Source organism: Bradyrhizobium sp. Ghvi (assembly GCF_900115265.1).
Lineage (GTDB): Bacteria > Pseudomonadota > Alphaproteobacteria > Rhizobiales > Xanthobacteraceae > Bradyrhizobium.
Genome location: NZ_FOVU01000001.1, coordinates 1,233,904 through 1,259,823 on the forward strand (window position 1 = coordinate 1,233,904; position 25,920 = coordinate 1,259,823).

The 25,920-nt window shown below is 64.7% G+C and carries 27 protein-coding genes and 2 tRNA genes; 21 read left to right on the top strand and 8 right to left on the bottom strand.

Annotation, left to right across the window (positions count from 1 at the left end):
• Positions 1–127 precede the first annotated feature (127 nt).
• Genes BM374_RS05800 through tsaD form a run of 3 tightly spaced genes read right to left on the bottom strand, consistent with a single transcriptional unit; the run spans position 128 to position 2,600 of the window.
• Entirely contained in the window at positions 128–541 is a 414-nt protein-coding gene (locus BM374_RS05800) for an EVE domain-containing protein (protein WP_092289774.1), read from the bottom strand.
• Between the two features lie 2 nt (positions 542–543).
• The gene (locus BM374_RS05805; protein ID WP_092289776.1) at positions 544–1,524 is read right to left on the bottom strand and encodes an NAD(P)H-dependent glycerol-3-phosphate dehydrogenase; all 981 of its coding nucleotides are present in this window, start codon (positions 1,522–1,524) and stop codon (positions 544–546) included.
• A 2-nt stretch (positions 1,525–1,526) separates the two neighbouring features.
• The gene (tsaD, locus tag BM374_RS05810) at positions 1,527–2,600 is read right to left on the bottom strand and encodes a tRNA (adenosine(37)-N6)-threonylcarbamoyltransferase complex transferase subunit TsaD (RefSeq protein ID WP_092289778.1); all 1,074 of its coding nucleotides are present in this window, start codon (positions 2,598–2,600) and stop codon (positions 1,527–1,529) included.
• Positions 2,601–2,752: 152 nt separating this feature from the next.
• On the opposite strand from tsaD, the gene BM374_RS05815 reads away from it, so the two are divergent.
• From BM374_RS05815 to BM374_RS05835, 5 genes are all read left to right on the top strand, one after another.
• Complete coding sequence (locus BM374_RS05815) at positions 2,753–3,499, top strand: uroporphyrinogen-III synthase (protein WP_092289780.1); 747 nt, start codon at positions 2,753–2,755, stop codon at positions 3,497–3,499.
• Positions 3,500–3,564: 65 nt separating this feature from the next.
• Positions 3,565–4,812: a COG4223 family protein gene (locus tag BM374_RS05820; protein WP_092289782.1), complete on the top strand. Its 1,248-nt coding sequence runs from the start codon at positions 3,565–3,567 to the stop codon at positions 4,810–4,812.
• Positions 4,813–4,860: 48 nt separating this feature from the next.
• The gene (locus tag BM374_RS05825; protein WP_092289784.1) at positions 4,861–6,606 is read left to right on the top strand and encodes a heme biosynthesis protein HemY; all 1,746 of its coding nucleotides are present in this window, start codon (positions 4,861–4,863) and stop codon (positions 6,604–6,606) included.
• Positions 6,607–6,703: 97 nt separating this feature from the next.
• Positions 6,704–6,779 (top strand) — tRNA-Thr (locus BM374_RS05830).
• A 211-nt stretch (positions 6,780–6,990) separates the two neighbouring features.
• Positions 6,991–7,368, top strand: coding sequence for a hypothetical protein (locus tag BM374_RS05835; RefSeq protein ID WP_092289786.1), 378 nt, complete (start codon positions 6,991–6,993; stop codon positions 7,366–7,368).
• Positions 7,369–7,440: 72 nt separating this feature from the next.
• On the opposite strand, the gene BM374_RS05840 is transcribed toward BM374_RS05835, so the two are convergent.
• On the bottom strand, positions 7,441–8,505 hold the full coding sequence (locus BM374_RS05840) for a polysaccharide deacetylase family protein (protein WP_092289788.1): 1,065 nt from the start codon (positions 8,503–8,505) through the stop codon (positions 7,441–7,443).
• A gap of 253 nt (positions 8,506–8,758) precedes the next feature.
• Here BM374_RS05840 and BM374_RS05845 point away from each other — a divergent pair, with 253 nt between their 5' ends.
• Together BM374_RS05845 and BM374_RS05850 are read left to right on the top strand one after the other, a co-directional pair.
• Positions 8,759–9,052 carry a hypothetical protein gene (locus tag BM374_RS05845; protein WP_092289790.1) on the top strand — a complete coding sequence of 98 codons (294 nt, stop codon included), beginning with the start codon at positions 8,759–8,761 and terminating at the stop codon, positions 9,050–9,052.
• 152 nt (positions 9,053–9,204) lie between these two features.
• A complete protein-coding gene (locus BM374_RS05850; RefSeq protein WP_092290272.1) occupies positions 9,205–9,420 on the top strand; it encodes a hypothetical protein in 216 nt (71 codons plus the stop codon).
• Positions 9,421–9,535: 115 nt separating this feature from the next.
• Here BM374_RS05850 and BM374_RS05855 read toward each other — a convergent pair whose 3' ends face one another.
• Positions 9,536–11,224: an MFS transporter gene (locus BM374_RS05855; RefSeq protein WP_092289792.1), complete on the bottom strand. Its 1,689-nt coding sequence runs from the start codon at positions 11,222–11,224 to the stop codon at positions 9,536–9,538.
• A gap of 137 nt (positions 11,225–11,361) precedes the next feature.
• On the opposite strand from BM374_RS05855, the gene BM374_RS05860 reads away from it, so the two are divergent.
• The 7 genes from BM374_RS05860 (at position 11,362) to BM374_RS05890 (ending at position 19,124) form a co-directional block, all read left to right on the top strand.
• Positions 11,362–12,732, top strand: a complete 1,371-nt coding sequence (locus BM374_RS05860) for a hydrolase (protein WP_092289794.1) — start codon at positions 11,362–11,364, stop codon at positions 12,730–12,732.
• A 34-nt stretch (positions 12,733–12,766) separates the two neighbouring features.
• Positions 12,767–14,134: a cytochrome P450 gene (locus BM374_RS05865; protein WP_092289796.1), complete on the top strand. Its 1,368-nt coding sequence runs from the start codon at positions 12,767–12,769 to the stop codon at positions 14,132–14,134.
• 49 nt (positions 14,135–14,183) lie between these two features.
• Positions 14,184–15,593, top strand: coding sequence for an adenylate/guanylate cyclase domain-containing protein (locus BM374_RS05870; protein ID WP_092289798.1), 1,410 nt, complete (start codon positions 14,184–14,186; stop codon positions 15,591–15,593).
• 184 nt (positions 15,594–15,777) lie between these two features.
• Positions 15,778–16,266 (top strand): tellurite resistance TerB family protein, encoded by a 489-nt coding sequence (locus BM374_RS05875; protein WP_092289800.1) that lies wholly within the window; start codon positions 15,778–15,780, stop codon positions 16,264–16,266.
• 229 nt (positions 16,267–16,495) lie between these two features.
• On the top strand, positions 16,496–17,275 hold the full coding sequence (locus tag BM374_RS05880) for an SDR family NAD(P)-dependent oxidoreductase (RefSeq protein WP_092289802.1): 780 nt from the start codon (positions 16,496–16,498) through the stop codon (positions 17,273–17,275).
• A 129-nt stretch (positions 17,276–17,404) separates the two neighbouring features.
• A complete protein-coding gene (locus tag BM374_RS05885; protein WP_092289804.1) occupies positions 17,405–18,199 on the top strand; it encodes a glutamine amidotransferase in 795 nt (264 codons plus the stop codon).
• A 112-nt stretch (positions 18,200–18,311) separates the two neighbouring features.
• Positions 18,312–19,124 carry an enoyl-CoA hydratase gene (locus BM374_RS05890; RefSeq protein ID WP_092289806.1) on the top strand — a complete coding sequence of 271 codons (813 nt, stop codon included), beginning with the start codon at positions 18,312–18,314 and terminating at the stop codon, positions 19,122–19,124.
• 105 nt (positions 19,125–19,229) lie between these two features.
• Here BM374_RS05890 and BM374_RS05895 read toward each other — a convergent pair.
• Positions 19,230–19,305: transfer RNA gene (locus BM374_RS05895), tRNA-Ala, on the bottom strand.
• A gap of 211 nt (positions 19,306–19,516) precedes the next feature.
• Here BM374_RS05895 and BM374_RS05900 point away from each other — a divergent pair.
• From BM374_RS05900 to folD, 3 genes are read left to right on the top strand one after another with little or no spacing between them, the layout of a single operon-like run.
• Positions 19,517–19,807 carry a YggT family protein gene (locus tag BM374_RS05900; protein WP_092289808.1) on the top strand — a complete coding sequence of 97 codons (291 nt, stop codon included), beginning with the start codon at positions 19,517–19,519 and terminating at the stop codon, positions 19,805–19,807.
• Positions 19,808–19,841: 34 nt separating this feature from the next.
• Positions 19,842–20,177, top strand: coding sequence for a DUF167 domain-containing protein (locus BM374_RS05905; RefSeq protein ID WP_092289810.1), 336 nt, complete (start codon positions 19,842–19,844; stop codon positions 20,175–20,177).
• Between the two features lies 1 nt (position 20,178).
• Positions 20,179–21,063, top strand: coding sequence for a bifunctional methylenetetrahydrofolate dehydrogenase/methenyltetrahydrofolate cyclohydrolase FolD (gene folD / locus BM374_RS05910; protein ID WP_092289812.1), 885 nt, complete (start codon positions 20,179–20,181; stop codon positions 21,061–21,063).
• Between the two features lie 135 nt (positions 21,064–21,198).
• Here the strand turns inward: folD and ppa are convergent, their stop codons facing one another.
• Both ppa and BM374_RS05920 read right to left on the bottom strand, forming a co-directional pair.
• The gene (ppa, locus tag BM374_RS05915) at positions 21,199–21,735 is read right to left on the bottom strand and encodes an inorganic diphosphatase (protein ID WP_092289814.1); all 537 of its coding nucleotides are present in this window, start codon (positions 21,733–21,735) and stop codon (positions 21,199–21,201) included.
• A 240-nt stretch (positions 21,736–21,975) separates the two neighbouring features.
• Entirely contained in the window at positions 21,976–22,485 is a 510-nt protein-coding gene (locus tag BM374_RS05920; RefSeq protein ID WP_092289816.1) for a GNAT family N-acetyltransferase, read from the bottom strand.
• A gap of 266 nt (positions 22,486–22,751) precedes the next feature.
• Between BM374_RS05920 and BM374_RS05925 the strand changes: the two genes are divergently transcribed.
• The 4 genes from BM374_RS05925 to BM374_RS05940 are packed head-to-tail and all read left to right on the top strand — an operon-like array spanning position 22,752 to position 25,850.
• The gene (locus tag BM374_RS05925) at positions 22,752–23,651 is read left to right on the top strand and encodes an alpha/beta hydrolase family protein (RefSeq protein ID WP_092289818.1); all 900 of its coding nucleotides are present in this window, start codon (positions 22,752–22,754) and stop codon (positions 23,649–23,651) included.
• Positions 23,648–24,115, top strand: coding sequence for a DUF2269 family protein (locus tag BM374_RS05930; protein WP_092289820.1), 468 nt, complete (start codon positions 23,648–23,650; stop codon positions 24,113–24,115). The genes BM374_RS05925 and BM374_RS05930 overlap by 4 nt, the downstream gene beginning before the upstream one ends.
• An 8-nt stretch (positions 24,116–24,123) precedes the next feature.
• Positions 24,124–25,443 (top strand): SDR family oxidoreductase, encoded by a 1,320-nt coding sequence (locus BM374_RS05935; protein WP_092290274.1) that lies wholly within the window; start codon positions 24,124–24,126, stop codon positions 25,441–25,443.
• Positions 25,443–25,850: a thiol-disulfide oxidoreductase DCC family protein gene (locus BM374_RS05940; protein ID WP_092289822.1), complete on the top strand. Its 408-nt coding sequence runs from the start codon at positions 25,443–25,445 to the stop codon at positions 25,848–25,850. Before BM374_RS05935 ends, BM374_RS05940 begins: the two co-directional genes overlap by 1 nt.
• The last annotated feature ends 70 nt before the right edge of the window (positions 25,851–25,920 follow it).

Below are 25,920 nucleotides of genomic sequence, written 5' to 3' on the forward strand. Positions count from 1 at the left end.
GCGAGAAGACCTGTTGAACTCCATTCCTCCGCCAAACCTAGGAATATTGCCGGCAGATATCAATGGTTGTGACAGGGTTGTCTCGCTATCACAAATTCGTCACAACTCGGCCCTCAATCGGAGCGAATTACACCCCGCCCATCTTGCAGACGAGCTTCCACTCATCTGAAGTCACCGGCTGCACCGACAGGCGCGAATATTTCACCAGTGCCATGTCGGCGAGCTTCTTCTCGGCCTTGATCGCGGCCATCGTCACGGGCGTCTTCAGCGGCTTGTCGGCCTTGATGTCGACGCAGACGAATTTCTCGGTCTTGTCCGTCGGGTCCGGATAGGCCTCCTTGATGACTTCCGCGATGCCGACGATCTCCTTGCCCTCGTTGGAATGATAGAAGAATGCCTTGTCGCCCCTCTTCATGTTCACGAGGTTCTGGCGTGCAGTGTAGTTGCGCACGCCGGTCCAGGCTTCACCCTTGGCGCCCTTTGCGACCTGCTGGTCCCAGGACCACACTGATGGTTCGGATTTCACCAGCCAGTACGCCATGTTCATTCCTCTGCTTTGAATGGACGGGTCAACAGCCCCGATATCGCGGCATCGATCGTGCTCCTACCGGCGAGGATCGCCGCGACGGCTTCTGATACCGGCATCTCAACGTTTTGCGAAGCCGCGAGCTCGACCAGCACCGGCGCGGTGAATGCACCTTCCGCAAGCTTGCCTGCGGGCGCCGCTTCGCCACGGCCGAGCGCGACACCGAGCGCAAAATTGCGTGATTGCGCGGTCGAACAGCTCAGCAAGAGGTCACCGAGGCCGGAGAGACCCGAGAGCGTTTCCGCACGCGCGCCGCAGGCGCGTCCGAGCCGCGCCAGTTCGCTGAAGCCGCGCGTCGTCAGTGCGGCGAGCGCGGATGCGCCGAGTTTGCGGCCGACCACGATGCCGGCGGCGATCGCGAGCACGTTCTTGGCCGCGCCGCCGATCTCGACGCCGCGGACGTCGGTGGTGTGATAGGGCCGGAACGTCGCCGAGCCCAGCGCCTGCACCATCTGGCTCGCCACGGCCTCGTCCTTTGCCGCGAGCGTCACCGCTGTCGGCAGGCCGCGCGCGACGTCGTCGGCAAAACTCGGGCCCGACAGGATCGCGGGCAGCGCATGGGGCGCCGCTTCCGCGATCACGTCGGTCATGAATTTGTGGGTGCCGTGCTCGATGCCCTTGGCGCAAGCGATGACCGGCACGGGCCTCGCGATGTGCGAGGCCAGCATATTGACCGCGCCGCGCAGATGCTGCGCCGGGGTTGCGACCAGCAGCATGTCGGCACGTGCGGCGAGCGCGAGATCGCTCGTCACGACGATGTCAGGTGCGAGCCGCACGCCCGGCAGCCGCGGATTGTCACGGGTTGATGCGATCTGCGTCGCATGTTCCGCATTGCGCGCCCATAGCGTCACATTCCGTCCGGCGCGCGCGGCCACCGTCGCCAGCGCCGTGCCCCAGGCTCCGGCACCGATCACCGCGACGGACCGGAACACAGCCATCGTCAGTACCCCGCCCGCGTCTTGCCGTAACCATCAGGTGCGGTCGCATTCGCGTCGAGCAGCCAGCGCGCGCGCGGCTGCGCGTCCATCGTATCGGTGATGCCGAGCGCGAGGCGTTCGGCGCCGGCCCAGGCGATCATCGCGCCGTTATCGGTGCAGAGCGCCGGCGGCGGCATGATCAGCTGCGTCCCGGCTTGCTGAGCAACGTCGAACAACGCGCTGCGGATTGCCTTGTTGGCAGCGACACCGCCGGCCGCGACCAGCGCGCGCGGCGCGCCGAATTGTTGGCGAAAAAGCTTCAGGCCAACGCTGAGGCGATCGGCCGTCGAGTCCAGGACAGCGGCCTGAAAGCTCGCACAGAGATCGCTGACGTCCTGCGGCGTGAGCTCGGCCAGGCGGCTCGCTTCGGTGCGGACGGCCGTCTTCAATCCTGACAAGGAGAAATTGGCGTCGGGGCGTCCCTGCATCGGTCGTGGGAAAGCGAAGCGCGCGGCATCGCCGTTTTCCGCGGCGCGCTCGACCTGCGGTCCACCGGGATAGGGCAGGCCCAGCATCTTTGCCACCTTGTCAAAGGCCTCGCCGATGGCGTCGTCGACAGTGGTGCCGAGTCGCACATATTGGCCGACGCCGGTCACCGCGACGATTTGGGTGTGGCCGCCGGAGGCGAGGAACAGACAATACGGAAATTCGATGCCGTCGGTCAGGCGCGGCGTCAGCGCATGTGCCTCGAGGTGGTTGACGGCGATCAGCGGCGTGTCATGCACCATCGCGATCGCCTTGGCGGTGGTGAGCCCGACGATGACGCCGCCGATCAGCCCCGGCCCCGCGGCGGCTGCGACACCGTCGAGCTGGGCGAAGCCGATACCGGCTTCGCTCATGGCGCGGTCGATGATGCCGTCGAGCAGGTCGACATGAGCGCGCGCGGCGATTTCCGGAACGACGCCGCCGAAGCGGGCATGCTCCTCGATTTGTGACCGCACGATATTGGACAGGATCCTGCCGCTGCCGCCAGGCGCGCGCTCGACGACGGCCGCCGCGGTCTCGTCGCAGGTGGTCTCGATACCCAGTACCAGCATTGGCGAATTGTTATCCAATTTGCGCCCTTGCGCTCATCCTTAAAGCAGAGTTCTGCTAACGCGGTAGCATTCCCGGGTCATCTTGCGCAATCGTCACGCGCCGTGCATCCCGCGCGAATGCGTCACCGCCAGGTAGTTCGGGAACACGAGCGATGTCCATTCTTGTCACACGGCCGCATCCCGACAATGAGGCGACGGCGGAAAATCTGCGCGCGCGGGGGCATGAGGTGCTGCTCGCGCCGGTGCTCAAATGCGAGCCGATTGCCTTTCATGACGAGAGCGAGGCGGGCTATGGTGCCATCATCGTCACGTCGGCCAATGCGATCCGCGCCGTCGCGCCGAAATTGCGCGATCTCGGCCTCGCGGAGCTGCCGCTATTCGCGGTCGGCGAGCACACGGCTTCCGTGGCGCGCCAGGCAGGTTTCACGGATGTGGTCGTCGCCGGCGGTGATGCCGCCTCCTTGCGCGACAAAGTCATGCAAAGCGCGGGCGACAAGGTGCTGAAGAAGAAAAGCGCGCTGCTTTATCTTGCCGGGGCGGATCTGTCGCGGGATCTCGGCGGCGAGCTCGGCGCGGACGGATTCAGCGTGGTCACGCAGACCATCTATCGCATGGCTCCGGTCAAGGTTCTCCCGCGCGAGGTCTGCGAAGGCTTTGCCGCGCATGGCATCGAGGCGGTGCTGCATTACTCCCGGCGCAGCGCGCGCGCCTTCCTGGATGCGGCCCGGGACGAAGGCGTCGAAATCTCGGCGCTGGCGATCCCGCAATGCTGCCTGTCCGAGACGGTCGCAAGCGTGCTGCGCGATGCCGGCGCCTCGCAGGTGCTGGTCGCCGCGAGCCCGGACGAAAATGCCCTATTTGACGCCTTGGAGCGTGCTTTGCGCACCCGTTTGGCGTAAGAGGACGGGCCGAATCCGACGCAATCGGGCTCGTCTCTGGGATGCAAGTGTGAGGAACCGTCACGATGGCCGACGACAAGCCTGAAGACACAGGGTTGGCTCCCGAGTCCGGCCGTGCCAAGCGCACGCCGCCGACCATCGACCTCGAGGCGACCGAAGTCTCCACCCAGCCGCAGGACGTACCGGGTGAGCCCGACACGCAGTCAGCGGCCGAGCCGGCAAGCTCCGAGCACGCCGCTGCCGAGGACGCCGAGAGCGAGGCGGCCAAAGCCGAAACAACCAAGGCCGAAGCAACCGAGGCGGAGCCGCAGCGCGCGGAGGCGCAGGCGGCCGCAACGTCTGCCGCCATTTCTCCCTGGGTCATCGCGCCATTTTCCGGCGCCGCCGCAGCGGCTGTCGTAATCGCAGTCGGTTGGATGCTGGGGTGGCCCGCAGTGCAGGCTCCGCCCGCCGCGCCGCAAGTGACGAGTGCCGCGGTCGATGCGCTGAGCGGTCGCATCGCCGCAGTCGAAGCCAAGGCCGGCAAGCCGGCGGCTGATCCGACGACGACGGCGCGGCTCGACGCGCTGGAGAAATCCGTCGGCACTTTGCGCAACGACGTCGCCAATTTGCGTGCGCAGTCCGACAAGACCGCGAGCGCATTGAACGATGCGAAATCCACGCCACGCGATGCCTCGCCATCCGCCCTCGCCGCTCTCGACGACCGCATCTCCCAGCTCGAGCTTGCCAGCAAGACCGCGCGCGCCGAACTCGCGCAGCAGGGCGAGAAGATCGCCGATGTCAAGGTGATGGACGACAAGCCGTTGCGTTATGTGGTCGCCGCCACCCTGCTCGACGTGGCCGTCCGTCACAACGATCCTTATCAGGCGCAGCTCACTGCGGCGCGGCCGTTCGCAGCCAAGCCGGAATTGCTCAAGCCGCTCGATATGTTCGCCGCATCGGGCATCCCGACGCCGTTCGCGCTGACCCGCGAGCTCCTCAACATCGTGCCGAAGCTGTCGCCGCCGCCGGAGGCTCCGCCCGCTGGCGCCGGCATCGTCGAGCGCCTTCAGGCGGGTGCATCGAAGCTGGTCCGCATCGAGCGCACCGACGGGGTCGGCAACGATCGCGGCGCGATCGTCGCGCGGGTCACGGCCGCGGCACTGCGCAATGATTTCGCTGAGGCGCGGCGCGAGCTGATGACGCTGCCCGAGAGCGAACGTGAGCCGGCGAAGGCGTGGCTGGACAAGGCCGATGCAAGAGACGCCGCGCTCGCAGCCTCCCGCAAATTCGCCGACGATGCTCTGGCTGGCCTTGCCAAACCGGCTCCATAAGACTGCTCGATAAGAACAGCGCAACAATCCGCGCGTATAGGGATCGCCATGCTTCGCATCGTCCTCTTCCTCGTTCTGATTGCGCTTGCAGGCGCCGGCGCCGCCTGGGTCGCCGATCAGCCCGGCAATGTCGTGCTGACCTGGGGCGGTTTCCGGGCCTCGCCGAGCATTCCTGTGTTCGTGCTCTGTCTCGGCATCTTCGCAGTCCTCGTCGTGTTGCTCTGGAGCGTCCTGACCGCCATATGGCGCACGCCCGGACGAATCCGGCGCCGCCGTCACGAGAAGCGCCATGCCCGCGGCCGTCACGCCATCACCCACGGCCTGCTCGCGATCGGCCATGGCGATACCGCGCTTGCCCGTCGTCACGCCGAAGCGGCGCGGCGGCATGCGCCCGATGATCCGCTCGCGCTTCTCTTGCATGCGCAATCGGCTCAGCTCGAGGGCAATCACAACGAGGCGCAGCGCGCCTTCCGTGCCATGGCGGAGCGCGAAGACACGCGGCTGCTCGGCCTGCGTGGCCTGTTCATCGAGGCTCAGCGCGCTGATGATGCGGTCAATGCGGTGATGATCGCGGAGGAAGCGATCAAGCTGTCGCCATCCTCGACATGGGCCTCGCATGCGGTGCTCGGCTTCCGCTGTGCGCGCGGCGACTGGAGCGGCGCGCTCGCGATCCTCGATTCGAATTTGTCTGCGGGGTTGATCGACAAGCCTGCCTACCGCCGCCAGCGTGGCGTGCTGCTCACGGCGCGCGCTCTGGAATTGGAGACGATGGACCGCGACGTCGCGCGCGAGAGTGTGATGGAGGCCGTCAAGCTGGCGCCGACCCTGGTGCCGGCTGCCGTGCTCGCCGCGAAATTCGAGAGCGAGGCGCATCAGGTGCGCCGCGCCATGAAGCTGGTCGAGGCCGCCTGGCTCGCCAATCCGCATCCTGATCTTGCCGACGCCTATGCGCACGTGAAACTCGGCGATTCGGCGCGGCAGCGTCTGCAGCGGGTCGAGACGCTCGCGGCGAAGACGCCGGCCGACAAGGCCGGCCATGTCGAGGGACAGCTCGCGATCGCGCGCGCGGCGATCGATGCCTCCGAATTCGCCCGCGCGCGCGAGGTGCTCGCGCCTTACGTCAACGATCCCACCCAGCGCGTGGCGCTGCTGATGGCCGAGCTGGAGCGCGCCGAACACGGCGACGGCGGCCGCGCCCGCGCCTGGACCTTGCGCGCGGTGCGCGCCCGTCACGACCCGGCCTGGACCGCGGACGGCTATGTCAGCGACCGCTGGCGGCCGGTCTCCCCGGTCACCGGCAGGCTCGATGCCTTCCAGTGGCAGACGCCGGTGGCGAGCCTGCCTTCGGACAAGGGCACGACGATCGAGTCCTCGGCCTTCGAGGAAGCCATGCTCGCCGCCCCGCCGCCGAAGCGGGTGACGGCGGCGAGCGAGGCGCCGGAGGAACCGGTCGTGATCGCGCCGGATCCGACCCCGGCTGCGGCTCCGGCCGCGCAGGACAACGCACCCCCGGTGGCCAGGGAGGAGCCGGCGGTGACGCCTGCCGAGCCGGTCAACCCCGCCCCTGGCGTCGCCGAATCATCGCCTGTGGCGGAAACCCCGGTGTTCCGGACCCGTGCCGACCTCGGAAAGCCCGCGCAGGCGCCGATCCAGACCGTCATTCCGATCGTCCGCGCGCCTGACGACCCCGGCATTGATGACGACGGTCCGAGCGATGAATTTACGGAACAAATCGGCACACCAAAGGCCCAGGCCGGCGGTTGGCGCGGATTCTGGTCCCGCTGGGGCGCGTGAGCCGCATTTCGCGTCTCCCTTGTCCTTGCCAATTCGGGCCATGCCCGATATCAGGAGCGCGTATCGGGGCCGGCATCGCCCAGCCCCGGCAGGGTTCGCCGCAATAGCTCAGTCGGTAGAGCACGTCATTCGTAATGACGGGGTCGGGGGTTCGAATCCCTCTTGCGGCACCAGCCTTCGCAGCTACGCCTGCTTCGGCTCGGCAAGCCGCTTCGTAGCGAAGGCTGCCACGCCATAGCCCGAAGGGCGACGGCGGGCTCCCTCATTTCGCTCGACTGATACAGGCCAGCCTGAAGGCCACGCCTGTGCTTCCGTGATTCTCATCACATCGCCTCGCGCAGCTCTCTCCTACTATCCCCTCACGCAAACACGGGGAGTTCTCACATGCGCAAGATCGTTCTGGTAACCGCCATGGTTCTGATCTCTGCATCGGCCCAGGCGGGCGGCTCGCGCAGTCTTTCGCTGGCCGCGGCCGACGAGCAGGCGCCGGCACCTCAGTCGACGACGGCGCCGATGCCTGCCGCCACGCAGGTGAGCGAAGCCGCGCCAGTGGCGGCTGTTCCTGTTTATGTCGATCGCCCGCCGGCGGTGTCGACCACCCCGGCCGCTGCGCCAGCCACGACCACGCCGCCGCCGTCCGCGCCTGTCGCGACTCGTCCCGCACCGAAGACGACGGCAAGAGCTGACAAGCCCAAGCACAAGCGTAGCTCGACTGAAGGCCGCATCATCGCTGAGCTGCACCGACATGGCATTTATTGGTGAGCAACGCGCCAGCTCCCAAATGAAAATGGCCGGGCTGAGCCCGGCCATCATGCTTTTCGTGACTTGACGCGCTTAGCGCTGAGAAACGGTCTGCACCACGCTCGAGATCGGGCGCGCGTTCGTCGCACTGCCTGACGTCGGCACCTTCAACTCCTTGAGGATGGCCTCGTCATATTCGGGCAGCGAGTCGAACGTGGTCTTGGCCTTGATCTGCACGACCTTGTAGCCGCCGGCCTTCAGCCGCGCGAGCAGTGTCGGCAGCGCTTCGCCGGTGCGCTTCTGGAAGTCGTGCATCAGGATGATGCCCTTGCCGAGCTTGTCGAGCTTGGTCATCACGTTGCTGACGATTTTGTCCGGCGTGTTCTCCTTGCGGAAGTCGAAGGAGTCGATGTCGGTCGAGAAAATTCCGAGGTTGCGAGTGCCGAGATAGCTGACCAGCGCCGGGCTCTGCGACAACTGCGGGAAGCGGAAGAACGGCGACGGATTGGTGCCGAGCGCCCATTTCACCGCGCTAAAGCCCTTCTCGATCTCGTCCTTGGCTTGCTGCTCCGTCATCTTCTTGCCGGCGAGATTGACGTGCGACCAGGTGTGCGTGCCCACCGTGTGGCCCTGGGCCAGAACCTGGCGCAGGATCTCCGGATGCCAGGTGGCGTGCTTGCCGACCGAGAAGAACAGGCCCTTGGTGCATTCATCGGCCAACGCCTTCAGCACGGCCGGCGTGTTGTGCGGCCAGGGGCTGTCGTCGAAGGTCAGCACGACCTCCTTGTCGGTGAGGAAATCAAACTGCTTGAACTGCTCGAAGCCGAAGCCCGGGCCGCCCGTCGTGTCGATCTCGACCACGCGCGAGACGCCCAACGCATCCGGATTGGTGCAGGTCGTGGTCTGCTGAACCGGGGCCGGCGCGGGCACTGGGGCCGGGGCTGGCGCGGCGGCAACAGCGGTGGGCTTGGCGGCGATCGCCGCGGTGGTCTCGACGTCATCCTTGGCGGCGAGCTTGGCCGGCAGGGGATCGGCGGCACGGGCGGCTGTTGTCTTGGGAGCGCCCTGATCGGCGCGGGAGGAATAAAAGTACCAACCTCCGGCGATCAGGACCGCCGCGAGGACACTGGCCAGCATCAGGCCTAACGCATTACGCATCGCTACTCTTTCCAAATACGCAACCAAACCGGCGGAATTTCCCGCGCGACGAGCCATTAATGCGAAGGAACAGTTAACGTGACACCAACGCGACGGCGGATGCGGAGGATTTTCAGGTAGGTGCGCCAAAGTGACCGATGTCACAGAGGGAGGGTCGCCCGTGACCGTCATCACAGTGGAAAGGACTTTCCTGGAACATGGTCATTCCCATCAACAACGGGCCCGCTTTCCGCGGTGCCAATGGGAGCTTCACATGACGAAGTCGTTTTCCGTCAAAATCCGCGACACAAGCCTGGCCCTGGGCTTTGCCGCGCTCGTCTCGATCGTCTCGACGACCTCGAGCTTCGCCTTCTCGGCCGAAGCGCAGCAGATGTGCACCGGCGATGCCTTCCGCCTGTGCTCCTCTGAAATCCCCAATATCCCGAAAATCACTGCCTGCATGATGAAGCATCGCTCGGATCTGAGCGCCGGCTGCCGCGCGGTGATGGACAAGGACCTCGCCAAGGGCGCCTCGCGCAAGGTCGCTGACGTCCAGGACAGCCAGTAAGAGCGCGCTTCAAAGCTCCCCTCGCGATGTATCCCGGCGTCAGGCCGGGGCTTCGCGGCAGCGCGTGAACGCCTGCCAATAAAGCCGTTGCGACCAGGAGGTCGTCGCACTAGCTTCGCCCGCATATCTCAAAGGGCATGAGGCATTACGCGATGACCAGATTTCTTTGCATTGTTTCTTTGGTTCTATGCGCATCGGGTGCATTCGCGCAGCAGCAGCCCGGCCACGACGCCTGCGCGCGCGACGTTACGCGCTTTTGCCGCGCCGTGATGAACAATGGCGATAGCGCCGTGCTCGCCTGCTTGAAAGAGCATCGCACACGCCTCGGCAAGGCCTGCGACAAGGTGTTGGCTGAGCACGGACAGTGACTGTCACTCCGGGGCGCGCGAAGCGCGAACCCGGAATCCATTTCTCCACGTATTTGCGGTCTGATGGATTCCGGGCTCGCGTCTGACGGCGCGCCCCGGAATGACGAAGCAAAACCTATGTGCTGCTGCCCGCCGCCGTCGCGACCACAGGCAGCACCTCGGCGCTGGCACGGTCCGGCGTCTCTTCCTTCCAGCGCACCGAGCCGAACGGCCGCTCCAGCATGCGGCGAATCCGTACCGGCTCGGAGCCGATATGGAAGTCGATTGCCTGCTGATGCAGCGCGCGTTCGGACTGGGTCGAACGGTTGCGCTGGCGCAAGTAATCGAGCCAGGTCGGACAGTGATAGCGCTCGGTCCACAGCTCCGGATCGGCAATATCGCGTGCGATCGACCAGCCATAGGCGCCGTTGCGCTGCCGCGAGAGCTGCACGTCCTGCATCACGTTGTGGAAGGCGCGCGCGTTCTCCTGGGCAACGCGATATTCAATCTCGACCACCAGCGGCCCGCTGCGCCCCGTGAGCGACAGCTTGACTTCGGGATCGGCCAGCACTTCGGCGTCCTCGTTGCGTGCGCCGACACGCGGCATCGTGAGCCAGATCCCGAGCAGCGGCGAGACCAGCATCAGGCCGGCGGCCGTCAGCAGTGCGGTTTCGACGCCGGCATAGTCGGTAAGATGGCCCCAGCCCCAGGCGCCGATGGCGATGCCGCCTGATATCGAAGCCTGGAATGCGGCGAGCGATCGTCCGGCGACCCAGCGCGGTGCCGAAAGCTGCACGCCGATATTGAACAGTGCGACGGCAGCCATCCAGACCGCGCCCGCCAGCACCAGCGCGGCGGCAGTGAGCACCGGCTCGGTCGAGAGCGCAAGCGCTGCCATCGCGAACGCCATCGTAATCGTGCAGGCGCGGATCGCCGCCTCGCCGCTCATCCGCTTGCGCAGCTCGTGGATGTTGAGCGCGCCGACCACGGCGCCCATGCCGAAAGCGCCGAGCATGATGCCGTAAGTCTGTGCGCCGCCGTGCAGCAGGTCGCGGGCCACCAGCGGCATCAGCGCCATCACGGCGCCGCCGATCAGGCCCATCACCAGCGTGCGCAGCAGCACGATCTTGATCGGCGGCGAATTGGTGATGTAGCGGAAGCCGGAGACCATTGCGCGGTTGAGCTTCTCCCGCGGCAGGCGCGACGGCTCGGTGGTCCGCCGCCACAGCAGGAGCACGACCAGCAGCGGCAGATACAGGAGCGCGTTGCAGGCGAATGCGGCCACCGCGCCAGCTGCGGCGACAATCACGCCGCCGACCGCCGGTCCAAAGCTGCGTGCAATGTTGTAGCTGATCCCGTTCAGCGCCACCGCCGACGGCAGCGCGTCCGGCGGCACCTGCTCGCTGACCGAGGACTGCCAGGCCGGTCCGAACAGCGCGTTGCCGCTGCCGACGACGAAGCAGAAGGCCAGCAGGGATTCCGGGGCGATCAGCTTGAGCCCGGCCAGGATCGTGAGCGCGGATGCGCCGGTCAGCGCGATCATCAGTGCGACGAGCGTCACGATACGACGGTCGTACATGTCGGCGATGGCGCCGGCGGGCATCGAGATCAGCATGATCGGCAGCATCAAGGCGGTCTGCACCAGTGCCACCTTGTCGGCCGAGGCCGCCATCTGCGTCATCGCCCAGGCCGCGCCCACGCCCTGGATCAGGAGGCCGAGATTGGAGAGCAGGCTGGCGAGCCAGATGCGCCGGAATACAGTGTACCGCAGGGGCGCGGTGATGCCGTCGGCGGAACGTCTCTGACGGTTCGTCTGCTCGGTCATATCCCCTTCCAAGTCGTCTGGCAGAAATGGCTTCATGATTCCGGCGACTTCAGTGATGCCTGCGAAAGTCCTTCGCTGTCCAGTGGTTAGGCCGCTATAAGCGGTGCAAAGACGCGGGTTTCACCAGGGAGGAATAGATGAAGCTGTCACGACGGACGATCCTGCAAGGTGCAGGTGGCTTGGCTTTCGCAGTTGCGAACTTACCGATGGACGCGCTGGCGCAGGCACCGTCCGCGACCGCAAGCTCGGAGGTGCCGCCGATCCTGTTCGTGCATGGCAATGGCGATTACGACGCGCTCTGGATCACGACGTTGTGGCGGATGGAATCCAACGGCGTCGCACACGATCGCATGATGGCGATCAATTTCACCAATCCCAGTGCGCGGACCGACGACACGGTCGAGCAGGCCAACCACTCCTCGACCGAGGATCAGCGCCGCGAGCTTGCCGCCGCCATCGCCGAGCTGAAGCGCCGTACCGGCGCGGCCCGCGTGGCGCTGGTCGGCAATTCGCGCGGCGGCAATTCCATCCGCAACGTCATCAAGAACGGCGGCGCCGGCGATGTCAGCCACGCCGTGCTGTGCGGCACGCCCAATCACGGCGTGTTTGTGCTCGATGATCTCCTGGGCAGCGAGTTCAACGGACGCGGCGCCTTCCTGCGCAGCTTGAACGAGGGCGACAGCGAGGTGACGCCGGGCACAGCCTTCCTCACCTTGCGCAGTGACGGCATGGACAAATACGCGCAAGCCGATGGCCGTTTCATCGGCAAGCCGGGCGTGCCGACCAATGTCACGGCTGAAGGGCCGGAGCTGAAGGGCGCGACCAACCTCGTGCTCGGCACCATCGACCATCGCGAGACGGCGTATTCTCCGCGCGCGTTCCGCGAGATCTACAAGTTCATCGCCGGCCGCGAACCCGCGCGCATTGCGATCACGCCGGAGCGGACTGTCCGCCTCAGCGGATTGGTCACGGGCGCTGCAGACGGCGTGCCGACCAACCGTCCGGTCGTGGGGGCGACCGTCGAGGTCCACCACGTCGATCGTGAGAGCGGCGAGCGCAGGGGCGATGTCGTGCACCGCTCGACGACGGAGGCAGACGGCCGCTGGGGACCGGTCGAAGTCGAATCCACCTGGCCGCTCGAAATCGTCCTGACCTCGCCGGACGCCCCGATCACGCACTTCTACCGTTCGCCCTTCCCGCGCTCTTCCGACGTCGTGCATCTGCGCGCCGCGCGCCAGTTCATGCCTGCGGATAAGGACGCCGGCGCGGTGGTGATCATGTCCCGCCCGCGCGGCTATTTCGGGCTGCCGCGCGACATCGTCCTGTTCGACGGCAAGGAGCCCGCCGACGTCCATCCGGGCGTACCCACCGATGCGACAGCAACCCTGCGCCTTTCGGCCAGTGATATCGGGCGTAACGTCGTGGCCCAGTTCAACGAAGAACGGATTGTGGCACGCGCCTGGCCGGCCTCCCAGAACAGGATTGCGGTTGCCGAACTGACTTACTAGCTATTTGCCTACGCCGGATCTGCGGGAGAGAGCCATGAACATCGCCAGCGTGCGTCGGCCCATCATCCCCCCGACCCCGCCGCGCGCGCCGGACGATCTGTCGTTCTTCGGCCGGCTCGCGGCGATCAGGCAGAACATGATCGCCACCTGGGGGCAGCGCGCCTACGAGGAAGGGATCATTGAGGGGCGCTTCTTGCTGCGCAAGAGCTTCATCCTGAACCAGCCGGACGCGATCCGGCACGTGCTGCTGAACAATTACGAGAACTACATACGGACGCCGGTGGGCATCCGCATACTGCGTCCCGTCCTGGGCGAAGGTCTCCTGCTCGCCGAAGGCCATGCCTGGACATTTCAACGGCGCACGCTGTCGCCGGCGTTCACGCCGCGCGCCATCGCCAACCTCATTCCGCATATGACGGCGGTGCTCGACGAGACCATTGCGAAGCTGGATGCGCGCACAAACGAGACGGTCGATCTGCGTGAGGTCATGCAGCGGATGACGCTCGAGATCGCCGGGCGCACGATGTTCTCGTTCGGCATGGACCGGCACGGACCGACCCTGCGCAACTTCGTCATGGAGTATGGCGAGCGGCTCGGGCGGGCCTACTTCCTCGATATGCTGCTGCCCGTATCGTGGCCGACGCCCATGGATCGCGCCCGTGCCCGCTTCCGCGCACGCTGGATCGAATTCGTTGCAATGCTGATCGCCGAGCGGCGGGCGGCCGGCAAGAAGGACGGCGCGCCGCCGCGCGATCTGTTCGATCTCATGGACGAGGCGCGCGATCCCGAAACGGGCAAGGGTTTTTCGGACGAGCAGCTCGTCGATGAGGTCGCGACCATGATCCTGGCGGGTCATGAGACGACTGCAACCGCGCTGTTTTGGGCACTCTATCTGCTTGCGCTCGATCCGCAGACGCAGGAGGAAGTTGCCTCCGAGACATCAGGCGAGCATCTCGACAGCATCGCCGATATCGACCGGCAGAAATTCACCCGCGCCGTGATCGACGAGACCATGCGGCTCTATCCTCCGGCCTTCCTGATTGCCCGCGCCGCACGCGACAAGGACAATGTCGCCGGCACTGCGGTCAGCAAGGGCGATATCATCATGATCGCGCCCTGGCTGTTGCACCGGCACGAGAAGCTGTGGGATCAGCCGAACGCATTCATCCCAAAACGCTTCATGTCGAAAGAGCCGCCCGACCGCTTCGCCTATCTGCCGTTCGGCGCCGGTCCGCGTGTCTGCATTGGCGCGCCGTTTGCACAGGCCGAATCCGTATTGGCGCTGGCGCGGCTGATCGGCGCATTCCGCGTCGAGCTCGTCGACGCCGATCCTGTCATTCCGTGCGGTGTTGTCACGACACAGCCGGACCACTCACCGATGTTCCGCGTCACGCCTCGGTGACGGGCATTGCCCGACCGACGACGTGATCCGCCCCAGATGGAGTTGCGCCATGAGCGACATCCAGGCCCAGTTTTCCGTTCTCAGGCAGACGGCCGATCCCGTCGTGGTCGAGGCCATCTCCGAGCTGATCGCCAAGGGGCACGATCGCGACCTCAACCGCATCAATGTGCTGGATTTTGCCAATCGGACCGGGCTCGATCAGGAGAAGGTCATTTCCGGATTCCTGCACGCCTCGCGGCTCGGCCTGTTCGACATGAGCTGGAACGTGCTGTGTCCCGGCTGTGGCGGGGTCTTGGGCGCGCATGCGACGCTGAAATCACTCAAGCACGAAGACTACAATTGCGCGCTTTGCGCGGCGGGATACGAGGCCTCCGTCGACGAGATGGTCGAGGTGGCCTTTACCGTCAGTCCGCGCGTCCGCCGCATCGGTGCTCACGATCCCGACACGTTGCCGATCTGGGAATATGTGCGGCAAATGTTCTGGAGCTCCGGCGTCGACATCAATGAAGAGGCTTTTTCGCGCCTGATCAACGAGGTGACGCTCGAAGCGCTGGAATTGCCCGCCGGTGAAAAGGCAATCCTGTCGCTGAACCTGCCCCGCCAGTTCATCATCGTGTTCGAGCCGGTGACCCATTCCGCCCATTTCCTGGATGTCCAGGGTGAGCCGACCAGCGAACGTCAGCAGCTTTCGATCATGTTCAATAAGCTGGAGGCGCCGACCGGGACCACGGTGGTGCGCCCCGGACCGCTGCGCCTCACATTGGAGAATCAGTCCGGCAATCGCGTGTTGCCCTCGGTCTGGATTGCCGCCGACGCGCTGCACGAGATGATCGGCAAGCGCAAGCCGATCCTGACTGCCAAGAGGATGCTGTCCAATCAGACGTTCCGCGACGTCTTCAAGGCCGACAATCTCAATGTCGACCAGCGATTGAAGATCACGTCGCTGACGTTCCTGTTCACGGACCTGAAAGGATCGACGGCGCTGTACGAGCGGGTTGGCGACCTCAGTGCCTTCGACCTGGTGCGTGCACATTTCCGGGCGCTGCTGGAGATCATCGCTGCCGAGAAGGGCGCCGTCGTGAAGACGATCGGCGATGCCGTCATGGCAACTTTCATCAGGCCCGAACATGCGATCACCGCAGGGCTGCGGATGCGTGCGGCCATGGATGAGTTGAACAAGCAGCGTGGTGCCAACGACCTCGTGCTCAAGATCGGCATCCACGAAGGCCCGTGCCTTGCGGTGATGTTGAACGAGCGGCAGGATTATTTCGGCCAGACCGTCAACATCGCCGCGCGCGTACAGAGCCTGTCGACCGCGCAGGAGATTCACGTCACCGGCCCCGTCCTGGACGCGCCGGCGGTTGCCGAGATCCTCCAGCGGCGCGAGATCAAGCCGATCCAGAAGCAGGCGGCCTTGCGCGGCATTGCCGACAAGATGGTGGTGTACGAGATACCGTGAGGCGTCATTCGTCATTCCGGGTTCGATGCTGGCGCATCGCCCCGGAATGACCGTATCCAGATTGCCGAAACGTAATGCATCGCGCGGAACTGACGCACGTTGCGCCGGTTGAGTTTCCCGCTCATATAGTGACTGGTAGCCGCCGCGCTTCCCTCGCGGCGTCATCGATTTCGGTAGGACTCTTATGCTCGACGGCCTGCGCCAATTCATCGCCGACATTGTTGCCCCCCAGGCCCAGGACCGTGCCTTCGGCGACAGCGATTATCGGCTGGCGGCGACCGCTCTGCTGATCCACGTGGTCTCGCTGGACGGCCAGCCGACCCAGGCCGAGCAGCGCAAGCTGCATAGTCTGATCGAAAGCCATTTCAAGCTCGATCGGGGCACCGCCGACCGGCTGATCGCCGACGCGACGCAGGTCGAGGGCGAGGCGGTCGATCTCTATCACTTCACCAGCGTCATCATGCGCTCGCTCGATGAACAGGGGCGCAAGCGCATCGTCCAGATGATGTGGGAGCTGGTCTATGCCGACGGTCAGGTCACCGAGTTCGAGGACAACGTCGTCTGGCGTGCCTCCGATCTGCTCGGGATTTCCCAGCGCGACCGCATTGAGCTGAAGCACGCGGTCGCGGACCGCACCGGCAGCCAGGTCAAGGACAGCGCCGTCGGCGGCTGAGCTGTCGGTAACGCGGCATCATTGCTGGTTGTACCGATCACATGACGAAACTTTAATGTAACCGCTGAACCTCACGGTTCCGGATTTCTCTGCAATTCCGCGGCTTTCTCCCGTTCCCTGTCGTTCGCTCAGGCCGCCATGCTGCGGCGCCGCTTGCCTGTCATGACCGGCCTATGCTCCAGTTCCGTCATTGCCGGGCCAAAATGCTTCAATTCAAGAGACTGTAATCGTGACTGAGCGAGTAACATTGATCACCGGTGCCTCGGCGGGCATCGGCACGGAGCTGGCGCGTGTGTTTGCCGCGAACGGACATCGGCTCGCCCTCACGGCGCGACGTGCCGACCGGCTCGAGGCGCTCGCGAACGAGCTCGCCGCCACGTGCGGCAAGAAGCCGATCGTGATCGTCTGTGATCTCCAGCAAGCCGACGCGGGCGAACGGATCGCCGCCACGCTCGCGGCCGAAGAGGTCGAGCTTGACAATCTCGTCAACAATGCCGGTTTCGGCGTGTTCGGCGATGCCATCGACCGCGACCGCGACGAGCAGGTCGGCATCGTCGACGTCAACGTCCGGGCGCTGACCGATCTGTCGCTGCGTTTTGCCGATCAGCTCATCAGGAACAAGGGCGGCCTGCTCAATGTCGGCTCCGTTGCCGGTTTCCTGCCGGGTCCCGGCATGGCCGTCTATTACGCATCCAAGGCCTATGTGATTTCGTTCACCGAGGCTTTGCGCGCGGAGCTCGCGCCGCTCGGCGTTCGCGTCACGGTGCTGTGTCCGGGTCCGGTGCCGACCGAATTCCAGGGGCGCGCCGGCGTTGGCTCGGGGCATGATACGGCGATTCTCAACGTCTCTGCCGCCGAGGTTGCACGACAGGCCTATCGTGGCCTGATGGCGAACAAACGGGCAGTGCTGCCGGGTTTCGGCATCAAGATTGTGCCGTTGGCTCTCCGGTTCTTCCCGCGCGGCTTCATCCTGTTCGCCACCAGCCGTTTCCAGCGGCGGAGGCATTAAAGAAAGCCTCAAATCACCGTAGTGGCCCGGAGCTTGCTTCAATATCGGGGCGTGTGTGCGCAAACTCACACGATGTTAACCTTCGCTTAGCTATGCTGGCGACTTGAACCGATAGCACTCGCAAAGGCCATGTCGTTTCGGACGCACAGGTTTGGTGGCGCAGAAGTGGTGCCCTTCCCCGGAAGGACGCCGAGCGCGACCGCCTCCGAACCTCTCTTGCCGGTTCTGATTGTCTTGCACCAGGAATCCTCGACCCCCGGCCGTGTCGGCAATGCGTTGCGCGCGCTCGGCCATCGTCTCGACATCCGCAGGCCGCGCTTCGGCGATTCCCTGCCCGATACGCTGGATCGGCATGCCGGCGCCGTGATCTTCGGCGGCCCGATGAGCGCCAATGATTCGGACGACTACATCCGCCGCGAGATCGATTGGATCGAAGTCCCCCTTCGCGAACAGCGGCCATTCCTCGGCATTTGCCTGGGCGCGCAGATGCTGGCGATGCAGCTCGGCGCACGGGTGGCACCGCATCCGGCGGCGCTGACCCAGATCGGCTATTATCCGATCCGTCCCACGGCGGCCGGCCACACGCTCTGTCCGGACTGGCCAGCGCAGGTCTATCACTGGCATCGCGAAGGCTTTCAGTTGCCGCGCGGTGCCGAATTGCTGGCGGAAGGCGATGATTTTCCGAACCAGGCGTTCCGATCAGGCAATGCTTTCGGTGTGCAGTTTCACCCCGATGTGACCTACGCGATGATGCATTGCTGGACCACGCGCGGCTATGACGGCCTCAACGCGCCCGGTGCGCGCGAGCGGCATCATCATTTCGCGGATCGGGCCGTCTACGACGCGGCGGAACGCGCCTGGCTCGATCATTTCATCGACGGCTGGCTGGCGCGCCGCCCCCTGCTGGCACAAGCGGCCGAGTAATCGCGCGTCCGCGCAGATACTCGGCGCAAGTCCTTGCCTCATCCCTGGATATGCTAGGCTCGCTGCCAACGAGCGCGCGTGAACGCGCGCCGGCGGACAAAGGGAGAGCGCAATGGCCTATGAGCACATTCTCTATGAGGTGAGCGACAAGATCGCGACCATCACGCTCAATCGTCCCGATCGCATGAATGCATGGACGCCGACCATGGAGCGTGACGTGCGCCACGCGATGGAAGCGTCGAGCGCCGACGACAATGTCCGTGTCATCGTGCTGACCGGGGCGGGCCGCGCCTTCTGCGCCGGTGCCGACATGGATGCGCTGAAAGGTCTCGATCCGAACGACGTCAGGCGCGCCTCGAACCTGCCGCCCTTCGATATGAACCGCCGGCCGGACTGGCAGACGCGCTACGGCTTCTATCCTTCGATCGGCAAGCCCATCATCGGCATGCTCAACGGTGCAACGGCTGGCATCGGTCTGGTCCACGCACTCTATTGCGATCTGCGCTTTGCTGCCGACAACGCGGTGTTCACGACGGCCTTCGCGCGGCGCGGCCTGATTGCCGAGCACGGAATCTCATGGATGCTGCCGCGCATCGTCGGCCACGCCAATGCGATGGACCTGCTGCTCTCGGCCCGACGCGTTTCGAGCGAGGAGGCGTTACGAATCGGTTTGGTGAACCGGCTCTGCTCGCCCGAGAAGCTGTGTGAGGAGACTTACGCCTACGCCCGCGATCTCGCCGATTTCGTCTCGCCGAGCGCGATGGCCGTGATCAAGCGGCAGCTCTACGAGGTGCCATTCCAGACGCTGGCCGAAGCCACGATCGAGGCCAACAGGGAGATGATGGTGGCGCTGAATGGGAGTGATTTCAGGGAGGGTGTGGCGAGCTTTATCGAGAAGCGGGCGCCAAGGTTCACGGGGAAGTAGCAGCCCGCCGTCGCCCTTCGGGCTATGGCGAGCCAGCCTTCGCTCACTTCGGTACGAGGAACTTCCCGGGCTTGCCTAGCCGTAGCTCGCGAAGCGAGCGAAGGCTGGTGGAGCCAGGCGGGATCGAACCGCCGACCTCGTCATTGCGAACGACGCGCTCTCCCAGCTGAGCTATGGCCCCTTTGCTGACCGCTCTGGTAAACGCGGCCGACAACCGGGCGCCATTTAAGTCCCCGCAAAGGTCAAGTCAAGGACGCGTGTAAGGCGGTTTTAACCGCCCCTAGCACCGACTTCCCTTGTTTGGGCCGGGGGGAACCGATATTTAGCCAAGAGAATCTCGACACCACCCCAAACACTGCCCCAACGACACTAGCTCGGAGAGCGTTTCGCTGATGCGCCCGATAGTCTTCATTCTGATCCAGATCATCAATCTGTACATCTACCTACTGATCGCATCGGCAATCCTGTCCTGGTTGATCGCGTTCAATGTCGTGAATACCCGCAACCAGTTCGTCGGTGCGGTCGCAGAGTTTCTCTATCGGATCACCGAACCGGTCCTCGGGCCCATCAGGCGCAGGCTGCCCAACATGGGCGGGCTCGACGTCTCTCCGATCGTTGCCTTCTTCGTGCTGTGGTTGATTCAGCTCTATCTCGCTGAGTACGTCTATCCGAACGTGCCCTAAGCCAGTGGAACCTTGACGGAGCCTCGACGGCCCCTTGACCGAACCCTGGCGCAACTCCACCACGGGCATCAGCATCGCTCTGCGGGTGACGCCGCGTGGTGGGCGTGACGCCGTCGACGGGATCGAGCAGCTGTCCGACGGCCGCAGCGTACTGAAGCTGCGTGTGCGCGCCGTTGCCGATGGCGGCGAGGCCAATCGCGCGGTTCTGGCGCTGCTGGCAAAATCGCTTGGCGTGCCCAAGGCGAGCGTCAGCCTGCTGTCGGGGGCGACGTCGCGGCTGAAGCAGGTCGCCGTCGAGGGCGATCCGGCACGGCTTGCTGACGCATTGCGCGCGCTCGCATCAGTCAAATCGACAGGGACAAGGAGCTGACATGACGGCCAAGATCATCGATGGAAAAGTCATCGCCGCGGACCTTCGCGCCCGCGTCGCGGACGAGGTCGCCCGGGTCAAGCGCGAGCACAATCTGGTGCCGGGCCTCGCCGTCGTTCTGGTCGGCAACGATCCCGCCAGCGAGGTCTATGTCCGTTCCAAGCACAAGCAGACCCAGGCGGCCGGCATGGCCTCGTTCGAGCACAAGCTGCCCGCGGACGTCTCGCAAGCGGATCTTCTGGCGGTCGTCGCCAAGCTCAACCGCGATCCCGCCGTGCACGGCATCCTGGTCCAACTGCCGCTGCCCAAGAGCCTCGACACCGAAGCCGTGATCAATGCGATCGATCCCGCCAAGGATGTCGACGGCCTGCATCCGAACAATGCGGGCCGGCTTGCCGGCGGATTCCAGGCGCTGTCGCCGTGCACGCCGCTCGGCTGCATCATCCTGACCAAGAGCGTGCATGCTTCGCTCGAAGGGATGAATGCCATCGTGATCGGCCGCTCAAATCTGGTCGGCCGCCCGCTCGTGCAGTTGCTGCTGAACGAGAACGCCACGGTGACGATCGCCCATTCGCGCTCGCGCAATCTGCCCGGGCTCGTGAAGCAGGCCGACCTCGTCTATGCCGCGGTCGGCAGGCCTGAAATGGTGCGTGGCGATTGGCTGAAGCCGGGTGCGACCGTGATCGACGTCGGCATCAACCGGATTCCGCAGGAGGACGGCAAGACCCGCCTCGTCGGCGATGTCGCCTATCAGGAAGCGCTTGGCGTTGCCGGTGCGGTGACGCCGGTGCCGGGCGGGGTCGGCCAGATGACGGTGGCGTGCCTGCTGGTGAATACGCTCCGCGCCGCCTGTGCGATCGCGGGCGTGCCAAAGCCGGCGGTGTAAAGTCAAACTCTCGTGCCCCGGACGCAGCGCAGCGCTTCTTCAGCGGTGCGCTGCTGAGCCGGGGCCCAGTGGCGGCAGGGGTCCGGCTCAGCGTCGCGTCATTTCATGCCGCGCCGCGTCGGGGACACGGATGCCTCAGCCCTTCTTTTTCTTCTCGCGCTCGATGCCTTCGAGGATCAGCTTCGCCGCGTCCTCGGGGCCGCCCCAGCGCAGGATCTTCACCCACTTGCCCTTCTCGAGATCCTTGTAGTGCTCGAAGAAGTGCTGGATCTGCTGCAGCGTGATGTCGGGCAGGTCGGAATAGGATTTCACCTTGTCGTAGCGCTGCGTCAGCTTCGACGACGGCACCGCCAGGATCTTCTCGTCGCCGCCGGCCTCGTCCTCCATGAACAGCACGCCGACCGGGCGGACGCTCATGACGGCGCCGGGAATGATGGCTCGGGTGTTGACGATCAGGACGTCGCAGGGATCGCCGTCATCGGACAGGGTGTGCGGGATGAAGCCGTAATTACCGGGGTAACGCATCGGCGTGTACAGGAAGCGGTCGACGACCAGCGTGCCGGCCTCCTTGTCCATCTCGTATTTGATCGGCTCGCCGCCCACGGGGACTTCGATGATGACGTTGACGTCGTGGGGTACGTTTTTTCCGATCGAGACCGCATCGATACGCATTCAGAAGGCTCCGTTGTTGCCGAGGGTAAATCGCGCCCGGCAGCGATTTTGGCGCTGTCATACGCGGGCTTGGCCCGCCGATCCATGGTGTTCTTGTGAAAAAATGAATCCAGCGATCAGCGGCTAAAAAGCAAGCGGTATCGACGGATGGGAAACGTTTCCGGCTATTCAGCAGCTTAACTGGTCCAAGCCTTGGTTGGTCCGAGCCTTAGCTGGTCCAAGCCTTAGTTGGTCCAAGCCTTAGTTGGTCCAAGCGAAGGCAACTTTGTCGAGCGCCTTCGGTCCGAACCGCTCCGAAGAGCGAGCCACCATGCGGCCGCCCAAGGCACGGTAGAACTCGGTGGCCGGATCGTTGTCCGAGAGCGCCCACACCACCATGCTGTTCAGATTGCTCTGCATGAGGTCGCGGCGGGCGGCGGCAAACAGGCGACGGCCGAAGCCGAGGCCCTGAAACTCAGGACGCAGATACAGCTCGTAGATCTCGCCGTCGAAGTGCAGGCTGCGGGCGCGGTTGCGGCCATAATTGGCGTAGCCCGCGATCTTGTCGCCGAACACCAGCACGCTGACGCGGCTGCCTTTGCGGATTGCGCTGTCCCACCACTGCGGACCGCGACGATTGATCAGCTTCTCCAGCTCGGCGCCGGGAATGATGCCCTGATAGGCGGAGCGCCAGGCTTCGTCATGGGTGGACGCCACCGCAGTTGCATCTGCGGCTTTGGCCGGACGGACCTCGATCAGGGTTGTGCTCATGGACGCGATCAAACCAAGTCGCCGCGCTGGCGGCAAGACCTATCGTTAATTATCGGTTAACCTGTGGACTTTCTGCATCAGTATTTTAACCATGTTGTGCCGAAAAAAGACAAGAGGCCACTTCGGACGGCACCAACCTGCCATCGGTCGGTGCAAAACTGCGTTGCGAAAGCGAATGGACTGCAATGGCAGCGCAGAAAGTCCGCCCCAAATGATTCGTTCCTACTAGGGTGGGCGTCGCTGTCCATGCTCGCCTACGGCCATTCATGCGGCTCTTCAACATCCTTGCCCTTGTACTTCTGCTGGTCATTCCGACGCCGTCGACTGTGTGCGCACAGCTCACGTTCGGGCCGTCGGGACAGGAGGGCGAACCATTCCGCCGACAGGAATGGCGCGTGCCGTCATCGGATAGCGATATCGCCGCGCGCGCGCTGTTATTTCGTCCCATTGGGGCGGGTCCGTTCCGGCTTGCCGTGATCGCACACGCGTCGACGCAGAATGTGCTGCGTCGTGCGCAAATGCCGCAGCCGGAATATCGCGCGCTGACAGCCTTTCTCGTTGCGCGCGGCTTCGCCGTGCTGGTGCCGGAGCGGCTCGGCCATGGCGCGACGGGTGGCCGCTATGTCGAAGATCAGAACGGTTGCGATGAAGCGGATTATGCACGTGCGGGTCGCGCCACTGCGGAAGAAATTTCGCTCGCTTTGGGTTATCTGCAAAAGCAGGATTTTATTCGCCGGGATGCTGCGGTCGTGATCGGCCATTCCGCCGGCGGGTGGGGCGCGCTGGCGCTTGCGAATGCCGATCCGAAAGCGATTTCCGCGATCATCGCGTTCGCGCCAGGGCGAGGTGGTCACGCCAATGATGAACCGAACAAGGTCTGCGCGCCGCATACGCTTCTTGCGGCTGCTGCCGAATTCGGCAAGGCCGCACGCATTCCCATCACATCGCTGGTCGCAGCCAATGACAGTTACTTTGCGCCGGCATTTTCGCAAAGATTGGCGGACGCGTTTCGCAGCGGCGGCGGCAAGGACGATCTTCGCACGCTACCGGCGGTGGGCAGCGAGGGTCACTGGATGATCGAGCTTGATGCCGGCGTCCAGGCCGCGAGCGGCGAGCTCGCGCGCGCGCTGAACCTGCCGAAACCAGCGGCGACCAAGAAGCCATGATGCTGTTTTTCCTGGTCAAGTATCTGCACGTGCTCGGCGCCATCGTCATTCTCGGCACCGGATCAGGAATCGCCTTCTTCATGCTGATGGCGCATCGCACCGACAATGCGGAGTTCATCGCCCGCACGGCTTCGGTGGTGGTGATCGCAGATGCGATCTTCACGCTCTCGGCCGTGATCCTGCAACCGGTCACGGGCGGCCTGCTGATGATGTTTTCCGCAACTGCCATCACCGAGCGCTGGATCCTCGCTTCGCTCGCGCTCTATGCCATCGCGGGCGTGTTCTGGATTCCCGTCGTCTTCATGCAGATCGAGATGCGCGATCTCGCGCGCAAGGCTGCGGAGCAGCAGGCCGCGCTGCCCGAGCGCTACTTCGTGCTGTTTCGCCGCTGGTTCGGCTTCGGCTTCCCCGGCTTCGGCGCCACGATGCTGATCCTCTGGCTGATGATCGCAAAACCGTTTTGAAGGACGCCATGAAGCAGCGGACCATTTTGGTGCTTGGCACCTCCGGCCTGATCGGCCGATTCGTCACCGACGATCTGCGCGTTCGAGGTTTCCGCGTGGTCGGCCTCGCACGCAGCCTGTCGCCCGCGCAGAAGATGAGTGCGCTCGATATCGAGCTGCCGATTCTCTCGCTGGATGCATCCGCGCTGGCGCGACTGCTGCGCGAACATGCGGTGGATGTCGTCGTGAACTGCCTTGGCGTGCTCCAGGATGGCCCCGGTAGCGACACAAAGGCGGTGCATCGCGATTTCGTTTCGCGGCTGCTTCAGGCGATCGCGGGTAGCGGTCGCGCGATCCGGCTGGTGCACATCTCGATCCCCGGAGCCACGGACGCTGATCGCACCGCCTTCGCCACGACCAAGCGCGAGGCCGAGCGGCTGATCGGAGCCTCCGGCATTTCCCACGCCATCCTGCGGCCGGGCTTCGTGGTGGCGCCGTCAGCCTATGGCGGCAGCGCCATGCTGCGCGCGCTCGCCGCCTTTCCGCTCGATCTGCCTGCTGCCGAGATGGCGACGCCATTCCAGCCTGTTGCGGTCGATGATATATCCGCGACCATCGCCTGGCTTGCCGCGCGCGACATCGACGATCCATCCGTGAAGGCGGCGACCTGGGACCTGATGCAATCCCAGCCCATCACGATGGCCGGTGTCATCAAGCATTTCCGGCTTGCGCTTGGGACGGCGGGATGGCCCGCTGTCGCGATGCCGTCCTTCATGCTGGATCTCGGCGCAAGAGTTGGCGATCTCGCAAATCATTTCGGCTGGATGCCGCCGATGCGCACCACCGCCATCGCCGAGCTCCGTCGCGGCGTAACGGGTGATCCCTCGACCTGGATCGCTGCCACCGGCATCGTCCCGAAGACGCTGAGGGATGCGATTGGGCGTCATCCCGCCACCATCCAGGACAAATGGTTCGCAAGGCTGTTCCTGATCAAGGCGCTTGTTGTCGCGAGCCTGGTTGTATTCTGGCTCGCCTCCGGATTCATCGCGCTGTTCGTGTCCTACCGCGCCGCCGCCGCGATCCTGAGTTCGCATGATTTCCCGCCATCGCTGGTCGATCCCATCACGATCGGCACCAGCCTGATGGACATGGGCATCGGCGTGCTGATAGCCTTCCGGCGCACCGCTGCGACCGGTCTGGTTGCGGGCATCATCACTTCGCTCGGCTACATGCTCGGCGCGGCGATCCTGACGCCAGATCTCTGGATCGAGCCGCTCGGCGCGCTGGTGAAGACAGGGCCGGCGATCGTGCTGATGCTGGTCGCCTTGTTGATGCTGGACAATCGCTGATGGCAAGGTGGCCCGACGATGACGTCATTCTGTACGACGGCGTCTGCATCTTCTGCTCGCGCTGGGTACGCTTCGTTGCGCAGCGTGACACAGCGAGACGGTTTCGCTTTACGCCGATCCAGTCGGACTATGGTGCGAAGCTTGCGCGCACGTTCGGCATTGACCCCGATGACCCTGACACCAACGCCGTCGTCCATCGCGGCGAGGCGTTCCTGAAGTCCGACGCTGCGCTGACGGTGCTGTCCCAGCTTCCCGGCTGGGGCTGGGTGCGCGCACTCTTCGCCGTACCAAAGCCGCTGCGCGACCCCATCTACAGCCTGATCGCCCGAAACCGCTATCGCATCTTCGGCCAGTACGATTCGTGCTTCGTGCCGGATGCGGATCTGCGGGCGCGGATGATCGAGTGACTCGTCATTGCGAGCGCAGCGAAGCAATCCAGAGTCTTTCCGCGGTGGCAGTCTGGATTGCTTCGCTGCG